The organism is Nocardia sp. NPDC059236, assembly GCF_042754085.1.
Classification (GTDB): domain Bacteria; phylum Actinomycetota; class Actinomycetes; order Mycobacteriales; family Mycobacteriaceae; genus Nocardia.
In genome coordinates this window covers 76,096-93,489 of record NZ_JBHZAF010000012.1, presented here as the reverse complement: position 1 = coordinate 93,489, position 17,394 = coordinate 76,096, and the positions used below count along the sequence as shown (strand labels likewise).

Annotated in this window: 21 protein-coding genes and 2 tRNA genes; 19 read left to right on the top strand and 4 right to left on the bottom strand. The window is 66.0% G+C overall.

Going from position 1 to position 17,394, the window contains the following annotated elements:
• On the bottom strand, nt 1-804 hold the full coding sequence (locus ACFXIV_RS28920; protein WP_379399031.1) for a DUF1542 domain-containing protein: 804 nt from the start codon (nt 802-804) through the stop codon (nt 1-3).
• Nucleotides 805-902: 98 nt separating this feature from the next.
• Nucleotides 903-1,916 (bottom strand): diguanylate cyclase domain-containing protein, encoded by a 1,014-nt coding sequence (locus ACFXIV_RS28915; RefSeq protein WP_379398931.1) that lies wholly within the window; start codon nt 1,914-1,916, stop codon nt 903-905.
• 393 nt (nt 1,917-2,309) lie between these two features.
• On the opposite strand from ACFXIV_RS28915, the gene ACFXIV_RS28910 reads away from it, so the two are divergent.
• The 3 genes from ACFXIV_RS28910 to ACFXIV_RS28900 all read left to right on the top strand — a co-directional run bounded on the left by ACFXIV_RS28910 (nt 2,310) and on the right by ACFXIV_RS28900 (nt 3,226).
• A tRNA-Gly gene (locus tag ACFXIV_RS28910) sits at nt 2,310-2,380 on the top strand.
• A 38-nt stretch (nt 2,381-2,418) separates the two neighbouring features.
• Nucleotides 2,419-2,492, top strand: a tRNA-Pro gene (locus tag ACFXIV_RS28905).
• Nucleotides 2,493-2,635: 143 nt separating this feature from the next.
• The gene (locus ACFXIV_RS28900; protein ID WP_379398932.1) at nt 2,636-3,226 is read left to right on the top strand and encodes a hypothetical protein; all 591 of its coding nucleotides are present in this window, start codon (nt 2,636-2,638) and stop codon (nt 3,224-3,226) included.
• A gap of 924 nt (nt 3,227-4,150) precedes the next feature.
• Here ACFXIV_RS28900 and ACFXIV_RS28895 read toward each other — a convergent pair.
• Together ACFXIV_RS28895 and ACFXIV_RS28890 are read right to left on the bottom strand one after the other, a co-directional pair.
• A complete protein-coding gene (locus tag ACFXIV_RS28895) occupies nt 4,151-4,987 on the bottom strand; it encodes a glycosyltransferase family 2 protein (protein ID WP_379398933.1) in 837 nt (278 codons plus the stop codon).
• A complete protein-coding gene (locus ACFXIV_RS28890; RefSeq protein WP_379398934.1) occupies nt 4,984-5,781 on the bottom strand; it encodes a GntR family transcriptional regulator in 798 nt (265 codons plus the stop codon). Before ACFXIV_RS28890 ends, ACFXIV_RS28895 begins: the two co-directional genes overlap by 4 nt.
• Before the next feature lie 130 nt (nt 5,782-5,911).
• Between ACFXIV_RS28890 and ACFXIV_RS28885 the strand changes: the two genes are divergently transcribed.
• The 16 genes from ACFXIV_RS28885 to ACFXIV_RS28810 all read left to right on the top strand — a co-directional run bounded on the left by ACFXIV_RS28885 (nt 5,912) and on the right by ACFXIV_RS28810 (nt 17,391).
• Complete coding sequence (locus ACFXIV_RS28885; protein WP_379398935.1) at nt 5,912-6,391, top strand: hypothetical protein; 480 nt, start codon at nt 5,912-5,914, stop codon at nt 6,389-6,391.
• Nucleotides 6,391-6,651 (top strand): hypothetical protein, encoded by a 261-nt coding sequence (locus ACFXIV_RS28880; RefSeq protein ID WP_379398936.1) that lies wholly within the window; start codon nt 6,391-6,393, stop codon nt 6,649-6,651. Before ACFXIV_RS28885 ends, ACFXIV_RS28880 begins: the two co-directional genes overlap by 1 nt.
• Entirely contained in the window at nt 6,648-6,929 is a 282-nt protein-coding gene (locus ACFXIV_RS28875) for a hypothetical protein (RefSeq protein WP_379398937.1), read from the top strand. The genes ACFXIV_RS28880 and ACFXIV_RS28875 overlap by 4 nt, the downstream gene beginning before the upstream one ends.
• Nucleotides 6,929-7,111 (top strand): hypothetical protein, encoded by a 183-nt coding sequence (locus ACFXIV_RS28870; protein ID WP_379398938.1) that lies wholly within the window; start codon nt 6,929-6,931, stop codon nt 7,109-7,111. Before ACFXIV_RS28875 ends, ACFXIV_RS28870 begins: the two co-directional genes overlap by 1 nt.
• Nucleotides 7,111-7,446: a WhiB family transcriptional regulator gene (locus ACFXIV_RS28865; protein ID WP_379398939.1), complete on the top strand. Its 336-nt coding sequence runs from the start codon at nt 7,111-7,113 to the stop codon at nt 7,444-7,446. The genes ACFXIV_RS28870 and ACFXIV_RS28865 overlap by 1 nt, the downstream gene beginning before the upstream one ends.
• Complete coding sequence (locus ACFXIV_RS28860) at nt 7,446-7,946, top strand: hypothetical protein (protein ID WP_379398940.1); 501 nt, start codon at nt 7,446-7,448, stop codon at nt 7,944-7,946. Before ACFXIV_RS28865 ends, ACFXIV_RS28860 begins: the two co-directional genes overlap by 1 nt.
• Before the next feature lie 2 nt (nt 7,947-7,948).
• On the top strand, nt 7,949-8,251 hold the full coding sequence (locus ACFXIV_RS28855; protein ID WP_379398941.1) for a hypothetical protein: 303 nt from the start codon (nt 7,949-7,951) through the stop codon (nt 8,249-8,251).
• Nucleotides 8,252-8,257: 6 nt separating this feature from the next.
• A complete protein-coding gene (locus ACFXIV_RS28850) occupies nt 8,258-8,914 on the top strand; it encodes a DUF2637 domain-containing protein (protein WP_379398942.1) in 657 nt (218 codons plus the stop codon).
• 50 nt (nt 8,915-8,964) lie between these two features.
• Nucleotides 8,965-10,266: an FtsK/SpoIIIE domain-containing protein gene (locus tag ACFXIV_RS28845; RefSeq protein WP_379398943.1), complete on the top strand. Its 1,302-nt coding sequence runs from the start codon at nt 8,965-8,967 to the stop codon at nt 10,264-10,266.
• The gene (locus ACFXIV_RS28840) at nt 10,263-10,445 is read left to right on the top strand and encodes a hypothetical protein (RefSeq protein ID WP_379398944.1); all 183 of its coding nucleotides are present in this window, start codon (nt 10,263-10,265) and stop codon (nt 10,443-10,445) included. Before ACFXIV_RS28845 ends, ACFXIV_RS28840 begins: the two co-directional genes overlap by 4 nt.
• Nucleotides 10,442-11,086 carry a hypothetical protein gene (locus ACFXIV_RS28835; protein ID WP_379398945.1) on the top strand — a complete coding sequence of 215 codons (645 nt, stop codon included), beginning with the start codon at nt 10,442-10,444 and terminating at the stop codon, nt 11,084-11,086. The genes ACFXIV_RS28840 and ACFXIV_RS28835 overlap by 4 nt, the downstream gene beginning before the upstream one ends.
• Nucleotides 11,086-12,894, top strand: a complete 1,809-nt coding sequence (locus tag ACFXIV_RS28830; protein ID WP_379398946.1) for a replication initiator — start codon at nt 11,086-11,088, stop codon at nt 12,892-12,894. Before ACFXIV_RS28835 ends, ACFXIV_RS28830 begins: the two co-directional genes overlap by 1 nt.
• The gene (locus ACFXIV_RS28825; protein WP_379398947.1) at nt 12,891-13,109 is read left to right on the top strand and encodes an excisionase family DNA-binding protein; all 219 of its coding nucleotides are present in this window, start codon (nt 12,891-12,893) and stop codon (nt 13,107-13,109) included. Before ACFXIV_RS28830 ends, ACFXIV_RS28825 begins: the two co-directional genes overlap by 4 nt.
• Nucleotides 13,109-14,227, top strand: coding sequence for a tyrosine recombinase XerC (gene xerC, locus ACFXIV_RS28820; RefSeq protein WP_379398948.1), 1,119 nt, complete (start codon nt 13,109-13,111; stop codon nt 14,225-14,227). Before ACFXIV_RS28825 ends, xerC begins: the two co-directional genes overlap by 1 nt.
• Before the next feature lie 484 nt (nt 14,228-14,711).
• A complete protein-coding gene (locus ACFXIV_RS28815) occupies nt 14,712-16,034 on the top strand; it encodes a phosphatase PAP2 family protein (protein ID WP_379399032.1) in 1,323 nt (440 codons plus the stop codon).
• 61 nt (nt 16,035-16,095) lie between these two features.
• A complete protein-coding gene (locus ACFXIV_RS28810; RefSeq protein ID WP_379398949.1) occupies nt 16,096-17,391 on the top strand; it encodes a glycosyltransferase 87 family protein in 1,296 nt (431 codons plus the stop codon).
• The last annotated feature ends 3 nt before the right edge of the window (nt 17,392-17,394 follow it).

Below are 17,394 nucleotides of genomic sequence, written 5' to 3'. Positions count from 1 at the left end.
TCAGAAGTCGCTGTCGAAGCCGCCGAAATTGCCGTAGTCGCCGAAGTCCTGGCCGCCCAGGTCGGCCCCGGGGTCGTAGCCACCCTGGTCATAGCCGCCCTGGTCGTAGCCGGGGTCCGAGGCGTTCTGGTCGTAGCCGCCGTCGGCATATCCGCCGTCGGCGGCGTCCAGCCCGGCCTGATAGCCGTCGCCGTAACCGCTTTCGAAGGCGGCCGAGTCGTACCCGACCCCGGACATGCCGCTGAAGAGGGCGTTGAACAGCACCGCCGAGCCGACGCCCCAGGCACCGACGACCAGCGCGGTCTTCCACCACGGCTCGGAGTACCAACCGGCCGGAACGGGACGGCCGGCGACGCGACCGCCCGGGTAATAGTTCGGAGTGGAGGCCGACGGCGTGGGCGAGGCCTCGACGCGCCGCCCGTCGTATTCGATGGCGCGGTCCTCGGTGACCCGGCCGGCACTGCGCTGGCCGTCGAGCTCCGGAACGGCCGGACCGGGGTCCAGGCCCATGGCCGACCGCGCGGCCCCCACGTAGTAAAGCCCTTCGAGCGCCGTCTCTTTCGCGAGCCGGGCCTGCGCGGGCGTGGTGGCCTGCTCGATCTGCGAGCCCGCGGCATTGAACCGCTCCCCCGCATCGGCGAGGGCCTGCTTCGACGCGTCGTCGGTGCCGACGAGGTTGTATACCTGCCCGCCGAGACGCTCGATCACCCGGCGCGCATCGGCCTTGGCATCCTCGAGCAGGGTGTTGGAACGCGATTGCTGCGCGCGGTTGACTGCCACCACAGCAAGCAGGACAACCACCATGACGATGAGCAGAACGACGACCGTAGCCACGCGACCAGCCTACGCGGCAGAATTCGCCGAACTGTTGCTACTCGCTGTGAGCTTCCCTAAACCCCGAATTATCCAGCCACCGCGGCAAAATGCGAGTTGCGGCGACCTGGATCAACCTCCTCTTCGTCTAGCTCCGACACCGCGAACTGACGTTTGCCCGCCGTTTTCGCCGAATACATGGCTCGGTCGGCGCTGCGCAGCAGATCCGAGAAGTCGCACTCCCGTCCGGGTGGACAGAACGCCGTACCCACACTCGCCGACGCCGGGACCGAACCGGCCGCCGTGGGCACCGGCTCGCACAGCGCGGCCAGCACCCGCATGGCCAGCTCGCCCAGGGTATTGCGGCGGGACGGCAGCGCGACCACGAATTCGTCGCCGCCGTAGCGCGAGATCACGGTGTCGGGCGGGCAGGTCGAGCGCAGCCGCTGGGCGATGGTGACCAGTACCTCGTCGCCGACCGTGTGGCCGTAGGTGTCGTTGATCACCTTGAAGTCGTCCAGATCGATGAGCAGCAGACCCACCCCGCGCGCCGGATCGGTGGACATCACCCGGACCCGCTCCTGCAGCAGTGAGCGATTGGCCAGATCGGTGAGAGCGTCGTGCGTGGCCTCGTGCCGCAGCCGGGTCTGCAGTGCCGCGATCTCCTGCACCCGCACCGACACCGCCTCCGAGAGACTGCGTTCCTGCTGGGCCAGGGCGCGCTGCTGCAGCGCCTCGGCGTAGGCGTCGATGGCCTGGCTGGCGATGAACGACCAGCGGGTGGCGATCAGCGAACCGCGCTGGCCCGGCGAGAGCCCCAGCAGCGCGCGGCTGGCGGGGGCGAGCATGCGGGTGCGGTCGAACGGCGATTCGGCCAGACTGCGGCCGATGCGGCGGGCGGCCTGTACCGGAAACGGTTCGGACCCGGCCAATTCCAGCAGATCGTCGATGATCCGGCCGAAGATGCGCTCGAGTTCATCGGAGGGAACCGCGGGCGCCTGGCCCAGCGCGGAACTGCTCGCGCCGGGGTGCACTGCCCGCACCCATTCGCGGATGGTCGCCGCCACAATGGCGGAGGTTCGGGTGTCGAGACGGATGGACATGCGCGCTCACCCGACGTACGAGATGCCAGGACCGGCCGCCACGCCGGTCACGCCCTTCGGATCGAACTCACTACTACGCGGTCGGCCACACCAGTGGTGCATGCTCACCGCCCCCTTTCCAGATACCCCCGTCCGGACAAAAAGGATCCTAGCAAGCCACCCGACATCGAAAACCCCTGATTCAGAACAGGTTCCCGGTGCCTCGCGAATGGCGATCGGATGTCTCATCGCTGGTGAGGCCCCGGTGTTACACCCAATTTCGGCGGGTTTCGGCGACTCGCCGAACGACTCGCCCTACGGGCCGCGACATGCGGCAACGGCACCTGATTGGCATTCCAGGAGTGAGGTTCGGTACAGTGCTCAACGCACACAGCATCCATGGATGCGGTCGCTGCGGGTGTAGTTCAATGGTAGAACCTCAGCCTTCCAAGCTGATGGTGCGGGTTCGATTCCCGTCACCCGCTCTTTCCCGTTCAGCGGGAGCGTCGAGTCCGACGCGCAACGGGGTGTAGCGCAGCTTGGTAGCGCATCCGCTTTGGGAGCGGAGGGTCGCAGGTTCAAATCCTGTCACCCCGACTGGGGCAAAGAGGATATCCCCTGGCCAGTAGGGCGACGCGCACGTCAGGCGTGCCCGCAACTGACCGGGATTTACCGCTCGTTGCCGTAGCTAGTCGCACATAGATCGCACGGATGATGACCGCTGGTAGTTCGGAGGAACGGTGTCGGTTGAGCGCAGCATGGTGTGGACCACGCACGCGCCAGATTTGATCGTGCTGTCGCGGGCGATGGACTCTGCCCTTGGCCGCTTGATGGAGGCAGAGCCGAAGCTCAAACGCAGCGATGGCTACAGACTCCAGACTGATACGACTACGTTGAGCGCAGACGACATTGAAGCGGCTGCTGGGCGTGTGGGCGAGCAGCCCCACACGATTTCGTGGCGGTACGGCGACAGTTTTGGCTCAGGCACGTCGGTGGGCGTCTACCTCACGACACAGCTCCAGGCCAGGGGGAAGCAACATTTCAGCGTACGGGTTACGGGGCCTGACAAGGACGCGACCTTCGGATTTATGGAGCGCGTGAAGAACCGGCTTGACCTCGAGCTGGGGAAGTGCGAGGCCGCAAATTGGGCGAGCGTGCCTGCCGTGCCGGTATCGGGACTGCCCTCGGTGCCACCGAGCGCTGAACCGATAGTTCGGCAGCGGCTGAGCATCCTCCGCCATCCACTCGGCTCCACCGTAATCGGAGGATTGGTGACGACTGTTGCCGGGGTGGGCATTTCGATCTATGCGCACCTTCACCACTGGTTGTAGCGGCTGCTGACAGCGTTGACCTGCGCCTTGGCCAGGTCGGCTATCCGCCCTGACTGCTCTTCTCCCTCATCCTCATACCTGCCGCCCTCAGTGGAGCTCGGTCGTGTCCAGGATGGCGAAGCCACCGCGTAGCGGACACCGGAGGTGGTCCTTGACTCGGGCGAGTGGAGCGAGACGATTTCGGCATGAGGAAGTGGGCCCCCTGCACCGCGGTTCGGTAGACCGGACCACAGCCAGGCCGAGAGCTGGTGCCGGCGGATCGGATTCGAGGTCGCGGGAGAGCCAGTCGGGTACGGCTCCGGGAACGACCACACTGCTTCGTCGATGCAGAGATCAGGCAAAGAGGCTGAGGTGGCGGTGATACCCCGTCGCCAAAGCGGCGCCGACGCGCCCGACGCACCCGCCTGCGCAGCCTGCGGAGCAGGCGGTTGTGCGGCGCCGCGTGGCGGCGCCGCTGGGCGGCGCGAAGCGCCGCCTCTTGAGACCATAGAGGCAAATTCGGCAACGAGACGCGACGCGAACGCTGGCGAACCCACGAAGCCGGGGACGGTGGGATGCCGATCGCCTCGGCACCGGATCGATCGTGCGATCGAGTTCGCGGACAGCGATTCGGCTGAAATCGATCTCAGGACAGCCGATTCCAGTCGTGCGACACTCCGAAGATGGCAAACCGTCTGCGACCGGGCTACTACGTCCTCGCGCCCAATGGCACCAGCCGGGACTACCTTCTGGTGAACACCGATGGCACGGAGGAACTTCTACGCTGCCGGGCCGGATACGCTGTCCACCAGATTGATCCTGGCGGGATCCTGTGTTTGCCTTCGAGGTCTTCACCTTAGATGTCCTCATGAAAAAGGCTGGGAATCAACCGAATTCGATGATCGAACCGGGATTCCCAGCCTTTGCCATGAAGGCAAGACGACACTACGGGATGTAGCGGTCACCGCCCACGCGGTCACCTGGCTCCCACTTGGGAACAGGGCGGACGAGCAGTTTCCCGATGGCGTGAACACGCTCGGCAATGATGCCCAGCCGCTCGGGCCTCGTCTCTCGTGTCAACGACTTGGTGATCTGGTCTTCATGCTTCCGGTAGTGCAGGCCAACTTCCCGGATATAGAGACCGGGAACAACTGCCTGGACAGCAAGAAGAAGACCTGCGTCCTCGGCATGCGGCATGGCCATCCAACCGCCCATCGCCATCAGCCACTCTCGTCGGATGCACAGCGTTGCAGGGTGGACGGGCAGGTCATAGTCATGTTCCGACCAGTACTCGAAAATCCATCCGCGGGGAATGAACGGGCTTACGTTGGTCGGCTCACCCGCCGGGCGAACCAGGCTTCCATCTGGCAGGAGGTCCAGTGCACGACTGACGGCCCACCCGCACGCTGGGCGATCGGTAAGGGCGTCGATGTTGCGGGCGAGGGCTCCCGGGGTAAGAGTGTCGTCAGCATCGAGAACGGCAATCAGTTCGCCTACAGATCGGGCCAAGGCGAGGTTTCGCGCCACCGCTGGACCGCCAGATAGGCCGCGAGCTGGTTTGACGCGCGGGTCGGCGAGAGCCACATCAGGCAAGGGCAGCGGTTCGTTTTCGCCGTCGGCCTGCACCAGCCATTCCCAGTCCCAGCCTGCAGGAAGTTCTTGCGACACAAGGGATTTGTAGGCAGCCGCGAGGAAGTCTTCCCGGGACTGATAGCAGGGCGTAATGACTGAAATCAGCATTAGACGGTTCTCCGATTCACGATTCGAGGCTTCACGGTTCATTTTTGCCATCTTGTGAGGTAGGTGGTGAAGACCAGTTGGCTCCGGTCTCCAGGAAGAATGACGTCTACAACTTCGACCACTCGCCCGGTCACGTCGAGTGTTCGCTTCCGAATCGAGAAGACTGCGGTTCCTTCTCGCGCCATACCCAGTTCGTCCGCTTCAAGAGCGGTTGGCGGGCGGGTCTCGATCTCTTCGGTGATGTGGTCCACTTCGATCCCCAGGGTGAAGAGCTGGTGTTGTGTGCCTCCTGGCCAGGGTTCGTTGTCGACATCAAGCAGGTCCGGATTGGCAGAGGCGAGGTCGTACAGGAGGTAGGAGCGGCTCATATTCAGCGGGGCTTCTTCGGCTCGCGGGCGGGTTCGGTAGTCCCGTTGCAGGACTTTCGTGCCCGCCGGCACTTCGAATGCATCCGCGAGTCCGTCATCGGCGTAGATCACTTCGTAGTGAGCATCGAACACGAGACCAGGCATTGACAAGCCGGAGTCCTGCTCGGTCGCACCATTCGTGCGCCGGACCGACTCGGGCTCACGTACCCGGTTCTTCTCCCACTGATATCGCTCATCAGTTCGACGGACCTTGACGCGCGGCGCTCGAACGAAGGTCCCGACTCCATGTTTGGCCTCGATCAGCCCTTCGGTGCGCAGGACGGCGAGAGCTTGGCGAACGGTGGGGATGCTGACCTTGTACTGCTCGATCAGCGCAGCTTCACCGGGGACTCGATCGCCAGGACGTAGCTCGCCGGTCTGAATGTGTCGCCGAAGCTCGTCTGCAATTAGCTCGTACTTAGCGGGCATGACCGCTCCTCTCTCGCCTGTTGAACTCATCATCTCATGTCCTCTGTAGGTCTTGACCCCGAGCATGAGATCTGCTGTTCTATATAGGAGTTGTCCTATGGAGGACAGCAGAACAATAGGAGCGATTAACGTGGGTGTTTCCAAGGGTCACGAGTTCCCGGCACAGCACAACGACGTGTTCCCGAACCAGCTGTTGATGCTGAGTCAGGTCACGCAGGTCATCAAGTACAACCCGGACCGAACCGCGGTGCCGGAGCAGGCGATCGACTACGACCCGAAGACGGGCAAGGGCACGATGCTGCCGCTGTGGAAGGTCACCGTGTCGGATCCGAGTGAGGAGAAGGGCAAGCGCGCGAGCTTCGAGGTCATCTTCCGGGCTCCGGTGCAGCCGGTTCCCTCGACGGAGGAGATCGCCCCGAACACGGGCATCCGCTTCATCGAGTTGGAGGGCTTGACCTGCGAACCGCGGGTGATGGGTCAGGGCGAGTTCAAGTACCTCGGCTACATCTACCGCGCGACCGGGATCAAGGGCGACAACTCGGGGTCGAAGATGCCGCCGGCCGACGTTCCGGCCTCGCGCCCGACCCGTGCCGATAAGGCGGTTGCGTGATGTCGGTGACCGTCTACGCCAATCAGCGTGAGGACGAGTTCGAGGGCGTCCGATACAAGCCCAGCTACACCTTCCTCTACGGCTCGAACGACAAGCATGGGATCGAGCTTCCCGCAACGGTGGCGGTCGATTTCAACAACGGCTCGCTCCGGCTGGAGATCGCCGACGCTTGCGCCCTGATGGAGGGCTTGGCGGTCGCGCTGGTCGAACACGCTGTGGCACTGAAGGATTCGGCGACCGACTCGAAGGCGGTGGCGTGATGCCGTTCGTCAACTTCGATTACGTGGCCGAGTTCACCAAGGTCGAGTACCGGCCCGGCGTTCCGCTGGAAGCTCTGAAGGTTCTGGGCGTTGACCCCGCCGGGGATTTGCACGGGTACCGCCCGGAGATCTGGGTGCGGTTCGGCGAGAACGCCATGTTCGTGCGGATGTTCATCGAGGACGTTGAATCGCTGATTCAGGGTTTGGCTCAGGCTTTGGCCGAGCATGTTGCGCAGGTGCAGGCGGGTACGTCCTTCGATCCGAAGGCGGTGCAGTGATGACCACCTCGGAACAGCGTGTGCGCGCCAAGAAGACCCGCAAGGCGGAGAACGTCCCGGCCGATCAGGGTGTGAAGCCCTCGCGCGGCCGTCGCGACAAGAAGATCGGTCGGACCGTTCCGTCCACCTGGGTCTGTGAGGGCCAGATGGAGCTGTTCGACGCGCTGGAGGGGGAGCTGTGATGACGCGAAAGTCCGTGGCCGGCAGCCTCTCCGACCCTCGCCTGTCGCCGGATCGTGCATGCGCCGGGCTGGAGACGGAACTGTTCTTCCCCAACTCGCGCAATCAGGCACTCGCGGCTCAGCGGGTGTGTGAGCACTGCCCGGTGCTGGCCAGTTGTGCGGCATGGGCGCTGCGTCAGGACATGACCGATGGCGTGGTGGCCTCGGTGTGGCTGCCCTCGTCGAAGGCGACCCTGCCGACCAAGCGCACTGCTTGGAAGCGCCTGGAGTTCGTGGCCTCCACCGGGTTGGCCTCGATGTATCAGGGGGCACAGCCCGGACAGGAGGCGGCGTGATGAGGCTGTGGCAAGCGATTGTTTCGCGGTACACCAAGCTGACTGTGGAGGACTACGTCCGTCACGAAGGTCACCCGGTCGAGCCTTCTCGCCCGGTGCTGGATTCGATGGTGAAGCGCGAGAACTACTGGGTTCCCCGCGATGACTCCCTGGTCCTGGATTTCGTGGATCATCCGGGAGCGTGCAGACATGGTGCGCTGGATCCGATCCGGTTGCAGGCGTGGGGTTCTCCCGGCGTCCGGTTCGGCTGTCGTGAGGGCGCGCGCTGCAACGACGTGGTGCTGACCTTCGGTGGTCATCACTGCGACGGGACCATGCCGACCCTGCTGATGAGCCTGAACATGGCGCAGGAGCTCTCCGACATGCTTGCTGCTGCGGTCGTCGACGGTCGTATTGCCCAGGGTGCTCCGCTGGAGCCGATTCCGTTCCGCGACATCACCTTGGAGCCCTGCGGCTGCGAGGTCCCGCCGCCCTACGACACGGTCGAGGATGGTGAATAGTGATGGCGCACAACACTATTGCCCAGCCTTCGGCCACGCGGACCAGGTTCGCCCGCGGTGCGTTCGGGATCGGCGTCGCGCTGGTGGCTCCGGTGATGATCGCCCCGGCTGCGGTGGTGCTGCTGGTCTTCGGCCATCACTCCGACCCGGATGGGCCTGCGCCGACAGCGGTGTTGGTGTCGGACCCGACCGGCAAGCCGTGCGTCATGTTCTGCGATGAACCGGCCCGGACCTCGGATACTCCGATGCCGACACCGGACCCGGCGACCCTGTGCCCGCCGTTCTGCGAGTTCGAGCGGTGGTGATCACTGATGCTCACCAAGGTCACGGCCAACCTGCTCGTTCTCGGGCTGGCCGTGGCCGCCATCCTCGCCGTGGGGTTGGCGGCCTTCCGTCTCTCCTTCGTCGGCCTGCGTGAACTCGCGGTGACGGCCGCGATCCCTGCCGGGGATGCCTGGCTGTTCCCGGTGGTCATCGACATCACTACGGCCATCGCTGCGGCGTTGGCGCTGGCTGCCACCGATGACGCTGTGCGGCGATGGTTCTCCCGCGTCCTGATCGTCGGCACCGTGGTGAGTATCGCCGGGAACGGCCTGCACTCGGTCCTGCGGGATCATCCCTTGCCGACCTGGGGCAGCGTGTTGGTGGTCGCGGTCGCCCCGATCGCCGTGTTCGCCGACGTCCACGGCCTGGTCCTGCTCATCGGCTCCATGTTCCGCGCCCCGGCTGAGCAGCCCGCGGCTCTGGTCTCCAAGGTTCCGCCGGCCGAATCGGCTGCGACGCCCATGGTTCCGGCCACGGCGGTCGTCATCGAGGAACCGGCGGCGATCGAATACGCACCGGCCGATCCACCCATGGTCGCGGTCTCGGTGGCCGTGGCTCCACCTCCGCCACGCCCGATACAAGTCCGGCCGATGCCGGTCACGATGCCGGTCGCCCGCCCGGTCGTCCCGGTCCGCCCCGCGTAATCGCCTCTCTCACTCCATCTTTCAAGTCCTTGTTCCCGTAGGGGGTTGTCATGTTGCTGTCCTCATTCGCCCAGATCGCTGTCCCCGCCGTGAGCGCTCTCGGTGTCGCCGCGTGGATCACTCCCGGTCCCTGGCACGGCAAGCCGAGTCCGCGACCGATGTCGTTGGCCGAGGTTCTCGACGCTGCCCCGGTGGAGCTGCGGCCCGCGGTGCTCATGCTCGCCGATGGCGATCAGCGCACGGTCATGTTCACCGCGGCCGGACTCGGCTCCCCGGAAACGGGCATTCCCACGCTGGACGGCTGGGATTACACCCTCTACGGCATCGAGGCAGATTTCCTGATGCTGCCTGGCCAGACCCGGCGGGACTGGATGAACGAGGACACCCTCGACCGGTTCTCGCAAATGATGGGCGCGAAAGTCACCGCGTCCCAGCCCCATCAGGGGTGGATACGGCTGGAGGTGAGGGTGTTCGACACTCTCGCTGCCTCGGCAACGATGCCGTTGGCGGTCCCCGATGATGTGGACCTCACAGCCGTACCCGTCGGCGTCTTCGAAGACCTGACCCCCTGGACGGTGCCCGTGCAGGGACGGCATGTGCTGGTCGGTGGCGAGACCGGGTCGGGTAAGACGGGTTTCCTCGGTGCCCTGATCAATGGCATGGGTCCTGCCATCGAATCCGGCCGTGTCGAACTGCGCGCGATCGATCCCAAGGGCGGCATGGGCCTGGGCTGGCTCGAAGACCTGTGCGTCGACTTCCAGTGCACCACTCCCGAGGACATGATCGCCCAGCTGGAGGGCACTGTCCGCGACATGCAGGAGGCGGCACTGGGCTACCGGGCTGCCAAGCAGTCCAAACCGGTTCCGACGCCGGATAACCCGCTGGTCGTGACGATCATCGATGAGGCGGCGACCTTGTCGGCGTTCTCCGAACCGGAGTTGATGGCCAAGTTCAAGCGTGCTCACGGGCTGTTGCTGTCGCAGGGTCGCGCGCCGCTGTTCTCGGTGATCGAGACGGTCATCGATCCGTCGAAAGAGAATGTGCCGCAACGGCAGTTGCTGCCCTACCGGATCGGGCTGCGGATGGCCGAACCGACCCAGGTGACCATGATCCACGGCCAGGGCGCCAAGGACCGGGGCTCGTTCTGCGACGAGATTCCCCACACCACTCCGGGTGTCTGCTACGTGCAGGAGGACGGCAAGGCCGGTTTCCGCCGCGCCCGTGTCTACGAGGTGACCGAAGCGGACTGCGAGTGGATCGCCCAGCGCTACCGCCCGCGTCCGCGCCCGATCAACCTGGCCGACTTCGAGATCCGCGACACCGACGACTTCGGCGGACAGGACGCGGCATGAACACCGTGCAGCTGCGCCTGTCCGGCGACCTCGCCGACATCACCCGCGTCCTCGCCGACCTGATCGGCTCCCACGCCTTCCGCCTGGTCGTGGACGACCACAAGTACCCGAATCGGCACGGCGGTGTCCGCGTCTACGCCGAACTGACCGCGCCGGCCGAACAGGAGACCCGCAAATGACCGCCCAGCCCGCTCGCCATGCCCGCCACTCCGGCGAAACCGACCTCACCGACGCCGTTCTCACCGCCCTCGGCCACCTGATCCTGTGGGTACTCACCGGGGCCTTCGTCATCGCCTGGTGGGCGGTGCTGTTCCCGATGGTCTCCGCCCCGATCGCCCTGGCCATCGCTGCCGCGATCCTGCTCGGCTGGCCTGCGGGCGTAGCGGTCGCCGTCGCCGGACTAATCGCACTGACAGCCTGGAAAATGAAGTGGCCCAACTCTTTCCGGCATTGCATCACTGCTCGGGCTCGGACACGGTTCCTGCGCTGGTTCCGCTACCGGCGTCGCTGGACTCGCCTGATGACCGCATGCAAGCTCACAGACGGGGACGCGGACGCCCTGTACGTGCCCAGCATCCGCAACGTCGCGATCGGCGCGTACATCGATCGTGTCCAAGTCCGGATGCTGCCGGGTCAGTCCCCGGAGGACTACCACCTCCGCGCGGTCCGGCTGGCTCATGCGTTCGGCGCCCTGGAATGCCGACCCGTCGACGTCGGTCCCGCGGTCGTGGAACTGGTATTCCGCCATCGCGATTCGCTCGCCGCCCCGATTCCGCTGCCCATCGACCGGACCGCCCTCGGCTGGAAGGACGTGGCCTGATGACCACCACCGAACAGCCCACGACCGCGCCGGCCGAATCCGCCCCCGTCCGTCAGACGGCTGCGGAACGGCGCGCCCTGCCGAACATGGTCGATATCGCCGAAGCGGCTGCGGAGAAGTACGGCGTGTGCAAACGCCCGATCCCCATGCGCGCCTTCGATCCCGACACGGGACAGTCGACATACGTTGGCGGAGCGTGCAAATCGACTCGCGCCTCGGACTGCCCCAGCTGTGCCGCCAAGGCTCGCGCGCTGCGGTTCACCCAGTGCAAAGAAGGCTGGCACCTGCCAGAGGAGCCGATCCGCGAGCGCAACACCCCCAGCGAGTATCAGCAAGAGCTGGTGACCGCCCGCGCCGACCTCCTCAGCTACTACCAGGCAGCACGCGAAAAGGGTAACGAGGAGGAAGCTGAAGGTTTCCGCGAGGTGATCGCTGATCTGGATCGTGAGCTGAGAGCTTCGGGCATCTCCGGCCGGATCAAGCCCATCGATGCCATGCCCAAGGCTCGCCGGACCCGTTCGACCAAGCGGCGCCAGGACGTTCCGAACCTGCCCCGCAAGAAGATCGAGAAGACCACCCTCGGCCGCAAGTTCGCGGGCAAGCATCAGCCATCTATCTTCCTCACGGTCACCATGCCCTCTTATGGCCACTGCCATCGTGACGGCACGCTGAACAAGCGTGGTGAGGTGGTGGGAGATGGTTCTCCGGTGGACCCGGAGACCTACGACTACCGCCGGGCCGCGCGGGACGCGATGTTCTTCCCCAAGCTGTTCGATCGCTTCATCCAGAACTGGCGCCGTGCCGCTGGCAGGGATGTGCAGTACTACGCGGCGATCGAGCCTCAGCGTCGTGGTGCCCCGCACGCCCATATCGCCGTGCGTGGCACTGACCCGCACGCCTTGATCAATCAGGTGATCGCTGCGACGTACCACAGCCAGTGGTGGCCGCACTTCGACCATGAGCAGTACTCCGATGACCGGATGCCGGTCTGGGATCCGACCGCCGGCGCTTTTGTCGACCCGGACAACGGGTACGTGCTGCCCACCTTCGACGACGCGCAAGCGCTCATGGACGAGATGGACGAACTCGAACCCGCGCACGTCGTCCGCTGGGGTGTCCAGGTCGACCGCAAAGACATCGGCGACACCGACCCGGACGGCGAACAAGGCCCGGTCCGCCCAGGCAAGGCCAAGGGCGTCATCGGCGGTGATGACGCGAACAAGCTGATCGGCTACCTGACCAAGTACCTGACCAAGTCCATCGCCGAAGTCCTGGAGCCCCCGAACGAACGGACCCGCCGCCACTACGAGCGTCTGCATGAGGAGATGCAGCGGACTCCGTGCTCGGAGAAGTGCGGTGTGTGGCTGCGCTACGGCATCGCGCCCCGCGGCGCCAGCGCCAAGACCCAGCCCGGTCGCTGCAAGGGCAAGGCCCACCGACGGGACACCCTCGGCCTGCGCGGTCGTCGGGTGCTGGTCTCGCGGTACTGGTCCAACAAGACCCTGCCCGATCACAAAGCCGACAGGATCGAATTCGTTCGGCAACTGCTCGCCGCGGTCGGCATCGCCAAGGCCGAACGCTCCAAGAACTGGGTGATCCGCCTCGTCGAACCGGGCGATCTGGACGTCCCACCACGTGAGCACCTCATCCTCGGCGAGATCTCGCGCCGCTCGGCGTGGCAGAAGGAATACCTGGAAGCCCGGATGGCCGTAACCGAATCACCTGGGCTCCAACCATCTTTCAGTCCTCCGGTTGTGGTGGACGTCGACGGCGGACCGGACTTCGGTGGCGGGGAGGAAGCAGCATGATCAAGGACGAAGGCTATGTGGACGTGGAGGGGGCGGCCGCATATCTCGGGACCGGGGTTCGGTTCATCCGTCGACTGGTTGCTGAGCGGCGAGTGCGCTTCTACAAGATCGGTGGACATCTGCGGTTCAAGCTGGCAGATCTCGACGCGTACGCACAAGTCGGGTGCGTCGAACCGATACGGGTGCGCTGGAGTGGTGGACGGGTGGTGGCCTGATGGGGCGGCGCCGGTTCGGTTCCATCCGCAAGTTGCCTTCGGGGCGCTTCCAGGCGTCCTTCCCTGCCCCGAATGGTGAGCGTCAGAATGCGCCCCATACGTTCCGCACACGCACCGATGCGGATCGGTGGCTGGTGCAGGTGGAGAACGACATCAGTCGGGGTACCTGGCTCGATGAGGCGCTCGGGCGCCAGAGGTTCCAGGACTACGCGAAGGCGTATCTGCGCGACAGCCCGGATATCGGACCGCGCTGGGAGGAGACGTGCCTGCGCAATCTGCGCCTGCACATGGCGATGCTTCAGAGCATGCCGTTGATCGCGATCACGCCGGCGGTTGTTCGGCAGTGGTACGCCGAAGCGATGGCGGGTTCCGGCGGCCGGACCTCGATTGCGCAGTCCTACCGCTTCCTGCGCGCGGTGATGAACAACGCGCTGCGGGAGAAAGCGATTCGGGAGAACCCATGCAAGATCCGGGGTGCGGGCTCGGACCGGGCAAAGGAGCGGCCGATCGCGACCCCGGGCAAGGTGGAGGAGCTGGTCGACGCGATCGCCCCGCGGTACCGGGCGGCTGTGTTGCTGGCTGCCTGGTGCGAGATCCGGCGCGGAGAACTGTGCGCGCTGCGGACCACCGATGTGGATGTGGCCGCCGGAATCGTGTGGGTCTTCCAGAACCGGGTGGAGTTGCTGGAGAGCCCGGTCAAGTTCGACAAGCCGCCGAAGACTTCCGCCGGGGTGCGGCCGATCGCTGTCCCGCCGCACCTGACGCCGTATCTGCGCGAGCACAGCGAGAAGTGGGCCGGATCCGAGCGGTTCTTCGTCGGCCGCGATGGTCTGCCCATGCGTGGCAACGCGATCTCGCAAGCGTTCGGCAGAGCCAAGAAGCGGGTCGGGTTTGCTGGCTCGTTCCATGATCTCCGGCACACTGGGCAGTCGCTGTCGGCCGCATCAGGCGCGACCCTCGCCGATCTGAAGAAGCGCGCCGGCCACGCATCCGACGCAGCGGCCTCGCGGTACATGCACGCGGTCGCTGGGCGAGATCGGGAGATCGCCAAACGGCTCAGTGAGCTAGCGGCCCACGGCGATGCCGCGATTCTGCCACCGGGCATTTTCATGCGCTGACAGCGGGACTTGTTGCACATGGATCGCACGGGTCATGCGCGAAAAGGCTCCGACCTGGGAAGATGTGCCCGCTTTGGGAGCGGAGGGTCGCAGGTTCAAATCCTGTCACCCCGACCATCTTTCGATTCGCACCACCATGGATGTCACCGCTCACTGCGGGCAATGGCCGTGCGGCGCAGCGCGTTACGGCCCTCGCGCCCTGCGTGGTCAGCGCCACCTCGATGTTCGCCGGAATCCGTTCACCGGCGATCGATCCACGATGCTGCTGCATCCGGACCCGTCCCGGGTGAACGGGCAGCCCTGCCGATCAACCCGTGGCGTCGCCCGAACCGGCGGCGAACTCCCCGATCACGCGCCGCGCGATCGGCGGGCGACACTATGGCATCGCACACGCCGGACCCGCCGGAAAATGGGATTCCGGTAACCGGATGTTGTGCCTCCGTTTGCGCTGTGTTATCGATTTACAGTGCTGGTCGACCACAAGATGAACGTTTCCAGCTCGGTGCTGTCCGGCACCGGGACTCGTTCTCGGCTCCTCCCGGCCGCCGGGCTGGGCGTGGCGGTGGTGTTGCTGACCGTCGCGCAGGTATGGGCGTCGGCGCACGGGGTGATGGGCCCGCTCCGCAGCCTGATCGACGACTACTTCGCGAACCCGCAGTCGGCGGCCGTGTCATGGGCCGGACTGGGGCTGGCGTGCATCGGGGTGCCCACCCGGGTCCGGGTCGTCAGCCTGGTTGCCGCCGCGGTGCTGGACCTGTTGACCTTGGCCCTGCAAGCGGCCTGCGGCTGGCACATATCGATCGGCACCGGACCGACGCTGGCCCTGACCGCCCTGACCGTGGTCGTGCTCCGCTGGGAGGGCGAGCGTCGCCGAACCGCCCTGCAGGCCATCGCCTTCGGCGTGCTGCTGGTCATGGCCTCCAAGCTCGCCGACACCTGGCTGATGGTCAGCATCGTCGCCGGACCCCGCGTGCTCGATCAGTACGTCCAGCTGGCCGACCAGGCGCTGGGCGAACCGGCGTGGCTGGTCGGCCGCGCGCTCGAGGCGTTGGGCCCGGTGCCCTCGCACGTGCTGCACGTGGTCTACATCCAGCTGCCGGTGGCGGCGGTGGTCGTCGCGGTCTGGCAGCTGCGCCATGTCTCGACGAGTGCGTGGCCGCGGCACCACCTGGTGCGAACCTTCCTGGTGCTGGGCGTGATCGGCCCACTCGGCTATGTGCTCTTCCCCGTCGTCGGTCCGGTCTTCGCCTACGGCCCGCTCGGCCACGGCCTGGAGATCGGCGACTGGCCGCAGGTCTGGCCCGCGCTGACCCACGATCCGCAGCCGATGCTGTTCGACTCCGAGACCGCCCGCAACTGCATGCCCTCCATGCACACCGCCTGGGCCACGGCCCTGTTCATCCACTCCCGCACCGCGCCGCGCTGGCTGCGCTGGGCCGGCGCCTTCTGGCTGGTGTGCACGCTGCTCGCGACGCTCGGCTTCGGCTACCACTACGGCAGCGATCTGGTGGCCGGCGCGGTGCTGTGCCTGACGGTGGAGTCGGCGCTGCGGGATCCGGAGCGCGGCTGGGACCTGTCCCGGGCCCGGATCGTGTCGCTCGGCACGGCGGTGCTCGCCGGTCTATTACTGTCCTATCGGTTCCTGGCGGCGACCATGGCGCAGTATCCGGTACCCGCAGGGGGCGTCGTGCTGGGCGCACTGGCCGCCGTATCCTTCCTCTTCTACGCGACCTGGTTCGCGCGTCCGGGCAGCCGGTTGGCGCACTGGGGCGGCCGAACCCCGATCGATGGATTTGCCATCGATTAACCAGTCTCCCAATGCAATCCGGACATCCTGCGCACCAGCCGAAAGGGTTACTGTCTCCCTGATGATCACTACGCGGGCGGGGCAACGTAGCTTGCTGCGCAATCTGAAGTCGGAGGGCCGCCCGGGCCTGCCCCGCATTCCGATCGTGATCGGAATCCTGGTGTCGGTGGCGATCACGGCGATCTTCTCCGCCATGCACGGTTTCCTCGACCTGCAGGTGTACCGGGTCGACACCCGGGGCTGGCTGGAGCACGGCACCCTGTACGGCCCCACCCTGCCGGTAGCGGGCCACACCGACCTGCCGTTCACCTATCCGCCGTCCGCGGCGGTGCTGATGATCCCGCTCGCCGTCATGCCGCTGTGGCTGGCCGAATTCATGGTGACCGCCAGTTCGCTGGCCTGCCTGGGCGCCACCATCTGGCTGGTGCTCTCCCGCGTCCGCCCGGACCTGGACCCGCGCACGAAACTGACGCTCAGTGTGACCGCGGTCGTACTCATGCTGGCGGTCGAACCCGTCCGCACCACACTGTGGTTCGGGCAGATCAACCTCGTTCTCATGGCCGCTGTCGCCCTCGACTGCCTGACCGAGAAGCCCCGCTGGCCGCGGGGCGTCCTGATCGGCGTCGCCGCGGTCACCAAGCTGACGCCTGCCGCCTTCGTCCTGTACTTCCTCATCCGCCGCGACTGGAAGGCCGCAGGCACGGCGGCCGCCACCGCGGCGGGCGTGATCGGGGCCGGATTCGTACTGTTCCCAAGGGAATCGCGCGACTACTGGCTGCACGCCATCGCCGACACCAACCGCATCGGCTCCCCCGACTATGTCGGCAACCAATCCCTCAAGGGCATGGTCTTCCGTCTCGGACTGACGAATCCCGCGGCCACCGCGGTCTGGCTGGGCCTGGCCGTGGTGGCGGTCGGCGCGGGCGCCGCCCTGATGCACCACCTGGTCGGCCTCGAACGCCGCACCGCGGACTCGGCTGGTCCGGCGGGCCCGGTAACCATTCTCTCGGTGACCGCGTTGCTCGTGAATGCCGCGGTCCTGCTGCTGATCTCGCCGGTGTCCTGGACCCATCACTGGGTCTGGGTGGCGCCCGCCCTGATCACGGCCGCCGTCTGGACCACCACGAATCCACGTGTCACCCCGTTCGCGGTGACCAGCGCCTTCGCACTGTTCTTCCTGATCGGCCCGGGCATCGTCCCCAATGGCAAGCATCAGGAACTCGCGTGGTCGTGGTGGCAGCACATTCCGGGCGACATCTACATCATCGCCACCGCAGCCCTGCTCGCCGTCGGTGTCGGCCAGCTGCTCAGGCTGCGGGCCGTGCGGGCCAGCGCCGCCCTCGATCGGACCGCATAGCCG

What these genes read in the sequence shown, in the direction of transcription:
- ACFXIV_RS28920 (WP_379399031.1), bottom strand. Translation starts at nt 804, where the DNA reads ATGGTGGTTGTCCTGCTTGCTGTGGTGGCAGTCAACCGCGCGCAGCAA.
- ACFXIV_RS28915 (WP_379398931.1), bottom strand. Translation starts at nt 1,916, where the DNA reads ATGTCCATCCGTCTCGACACCCGAACCTCCGCCATTGTGGCGGCGACC.
- ACFXIV_RS28895 (WP_379398933.1), bottom strand. Translation starts at nt 4,987, where the DNA reads ATGAACCGTGAAGCCTCGAATCGTGAATCGGAGAACCGTCTAATGCTG.
- ACFXIV_RS28890 (WP_379398934.1), bottom strand. Translation starts at nt 5,781, where the DNA reads ATGCCCGCTAAGTACGAGCTAATTGCAGACGAGCTTCGGCGACACATT.
- ACFXIV_RS28880 (WP_379398936.1), top strand. Translation starts at nt 6,391, where the DNA reads ATGTCGGTGACCGTCTACGCCAATCAGCGTGAGGACGAGTTCGAGGGC.
- ACFXIV_RS28870 (WP_379398938.1), top strand. Translation starts at nt 6,929, where the DNA reads ATGACCACCTCGGAACAGCGTGTGCGCGCCAAGAAGACCCGCAAGGCG.
- ACFXIV_RS28865 (WP_379398939.1), top strand. Translation starts at nt 7,111, where the DNA reads ATGACGCGAAAGTCCGTGGCCGGCAGCCTCTCCGACCCTCGCCTGTCG.
- ACFXIV_RS28860 (WP_379398940.1), top strand. Translation starts at nt 7,446, where the DNA reads ATGAGGCTGTGGCAAGCGATTGTTTCGCGGTACACCAAGCTGACTGTG.
- ACFXIV_RS28855 (WP_379398941.1), top strand. Translation starts at nt 7,949, where the DNA reads ATGGCGCACAACACTATTGCCCAGCCTTCGGCCACGCGGACCAGGTTC.
- ACFXIV_RS28850 (WP_379398942.1), top strand. Translation starts at nt 8,258, where the DNA reads ATGCTCACCAAGGTCACGGCCAACCTGCTCGTTCTCGGGCTGGCCGTG.
- ACFXIV_RS28845 (WP_379398943.1), top strand. Translation starts at nt 8,965, where the DNA reads ATGTTGCTGTCCTCATTCGCCCAGATCGCTGTCCCCGCCGTGAGCGCT.
- ACFXIV_RS28840 (WP_379398944.1), top strand. Translation starts at nt 10,263, where the DNA reads ATGAACACCGTGCAGCTGCGCCTGTCCGGCGACCTCGCCGACATCACC.
- ACFXIV_RS28835 (WP_379398945.1), top strand. Translation starts at nt 10,442, where the DNA reads ATGACCGCCCAGCCCGCTCGCCATGCCCGCCACTCCGGCGAAACCGAC.
- ACFXIV_RS28830 (WP_379398946.1), top strand. Translation starts at nt 11,086, where the DNA reads ATGACCACCACCGAACAGCCCACGACCGCGCCGGCCGAATCCGCCCCC.
- ACFXIV_RS28825 (WP_379398947.1), top strand. Translation starts at nt 12,891, where the DNA reads ATGATCAAGGACGAAGGCTATGTGGACGTGGAGGGGGCGGCCGCATAT.
- xerC (WP_379398948.1), top strand. Translation starts at nt 13,109, where the DNA reads ATGGGGCGGCGCCGGTTCGGTTCCATCCGCAAGTTGCCTTCGGGGCGC.
- ACFXIV_RS28815 (WP_379399032.1), top strand. Translation starts at nt 14,712, where the DNA reads ATGAACGTTTCCAGCTCGGTGCTGTCCGGCACCGGGACTCGTTCTCGG.
- ACFXIV_RS28810 (WP_379398949.1), top strand. Translation starts at nt 16,096, where the DNA reads ATGATCACTACGCGGGCGGGGCAACGTAGCTTGCTGCGCAATCTGAAG.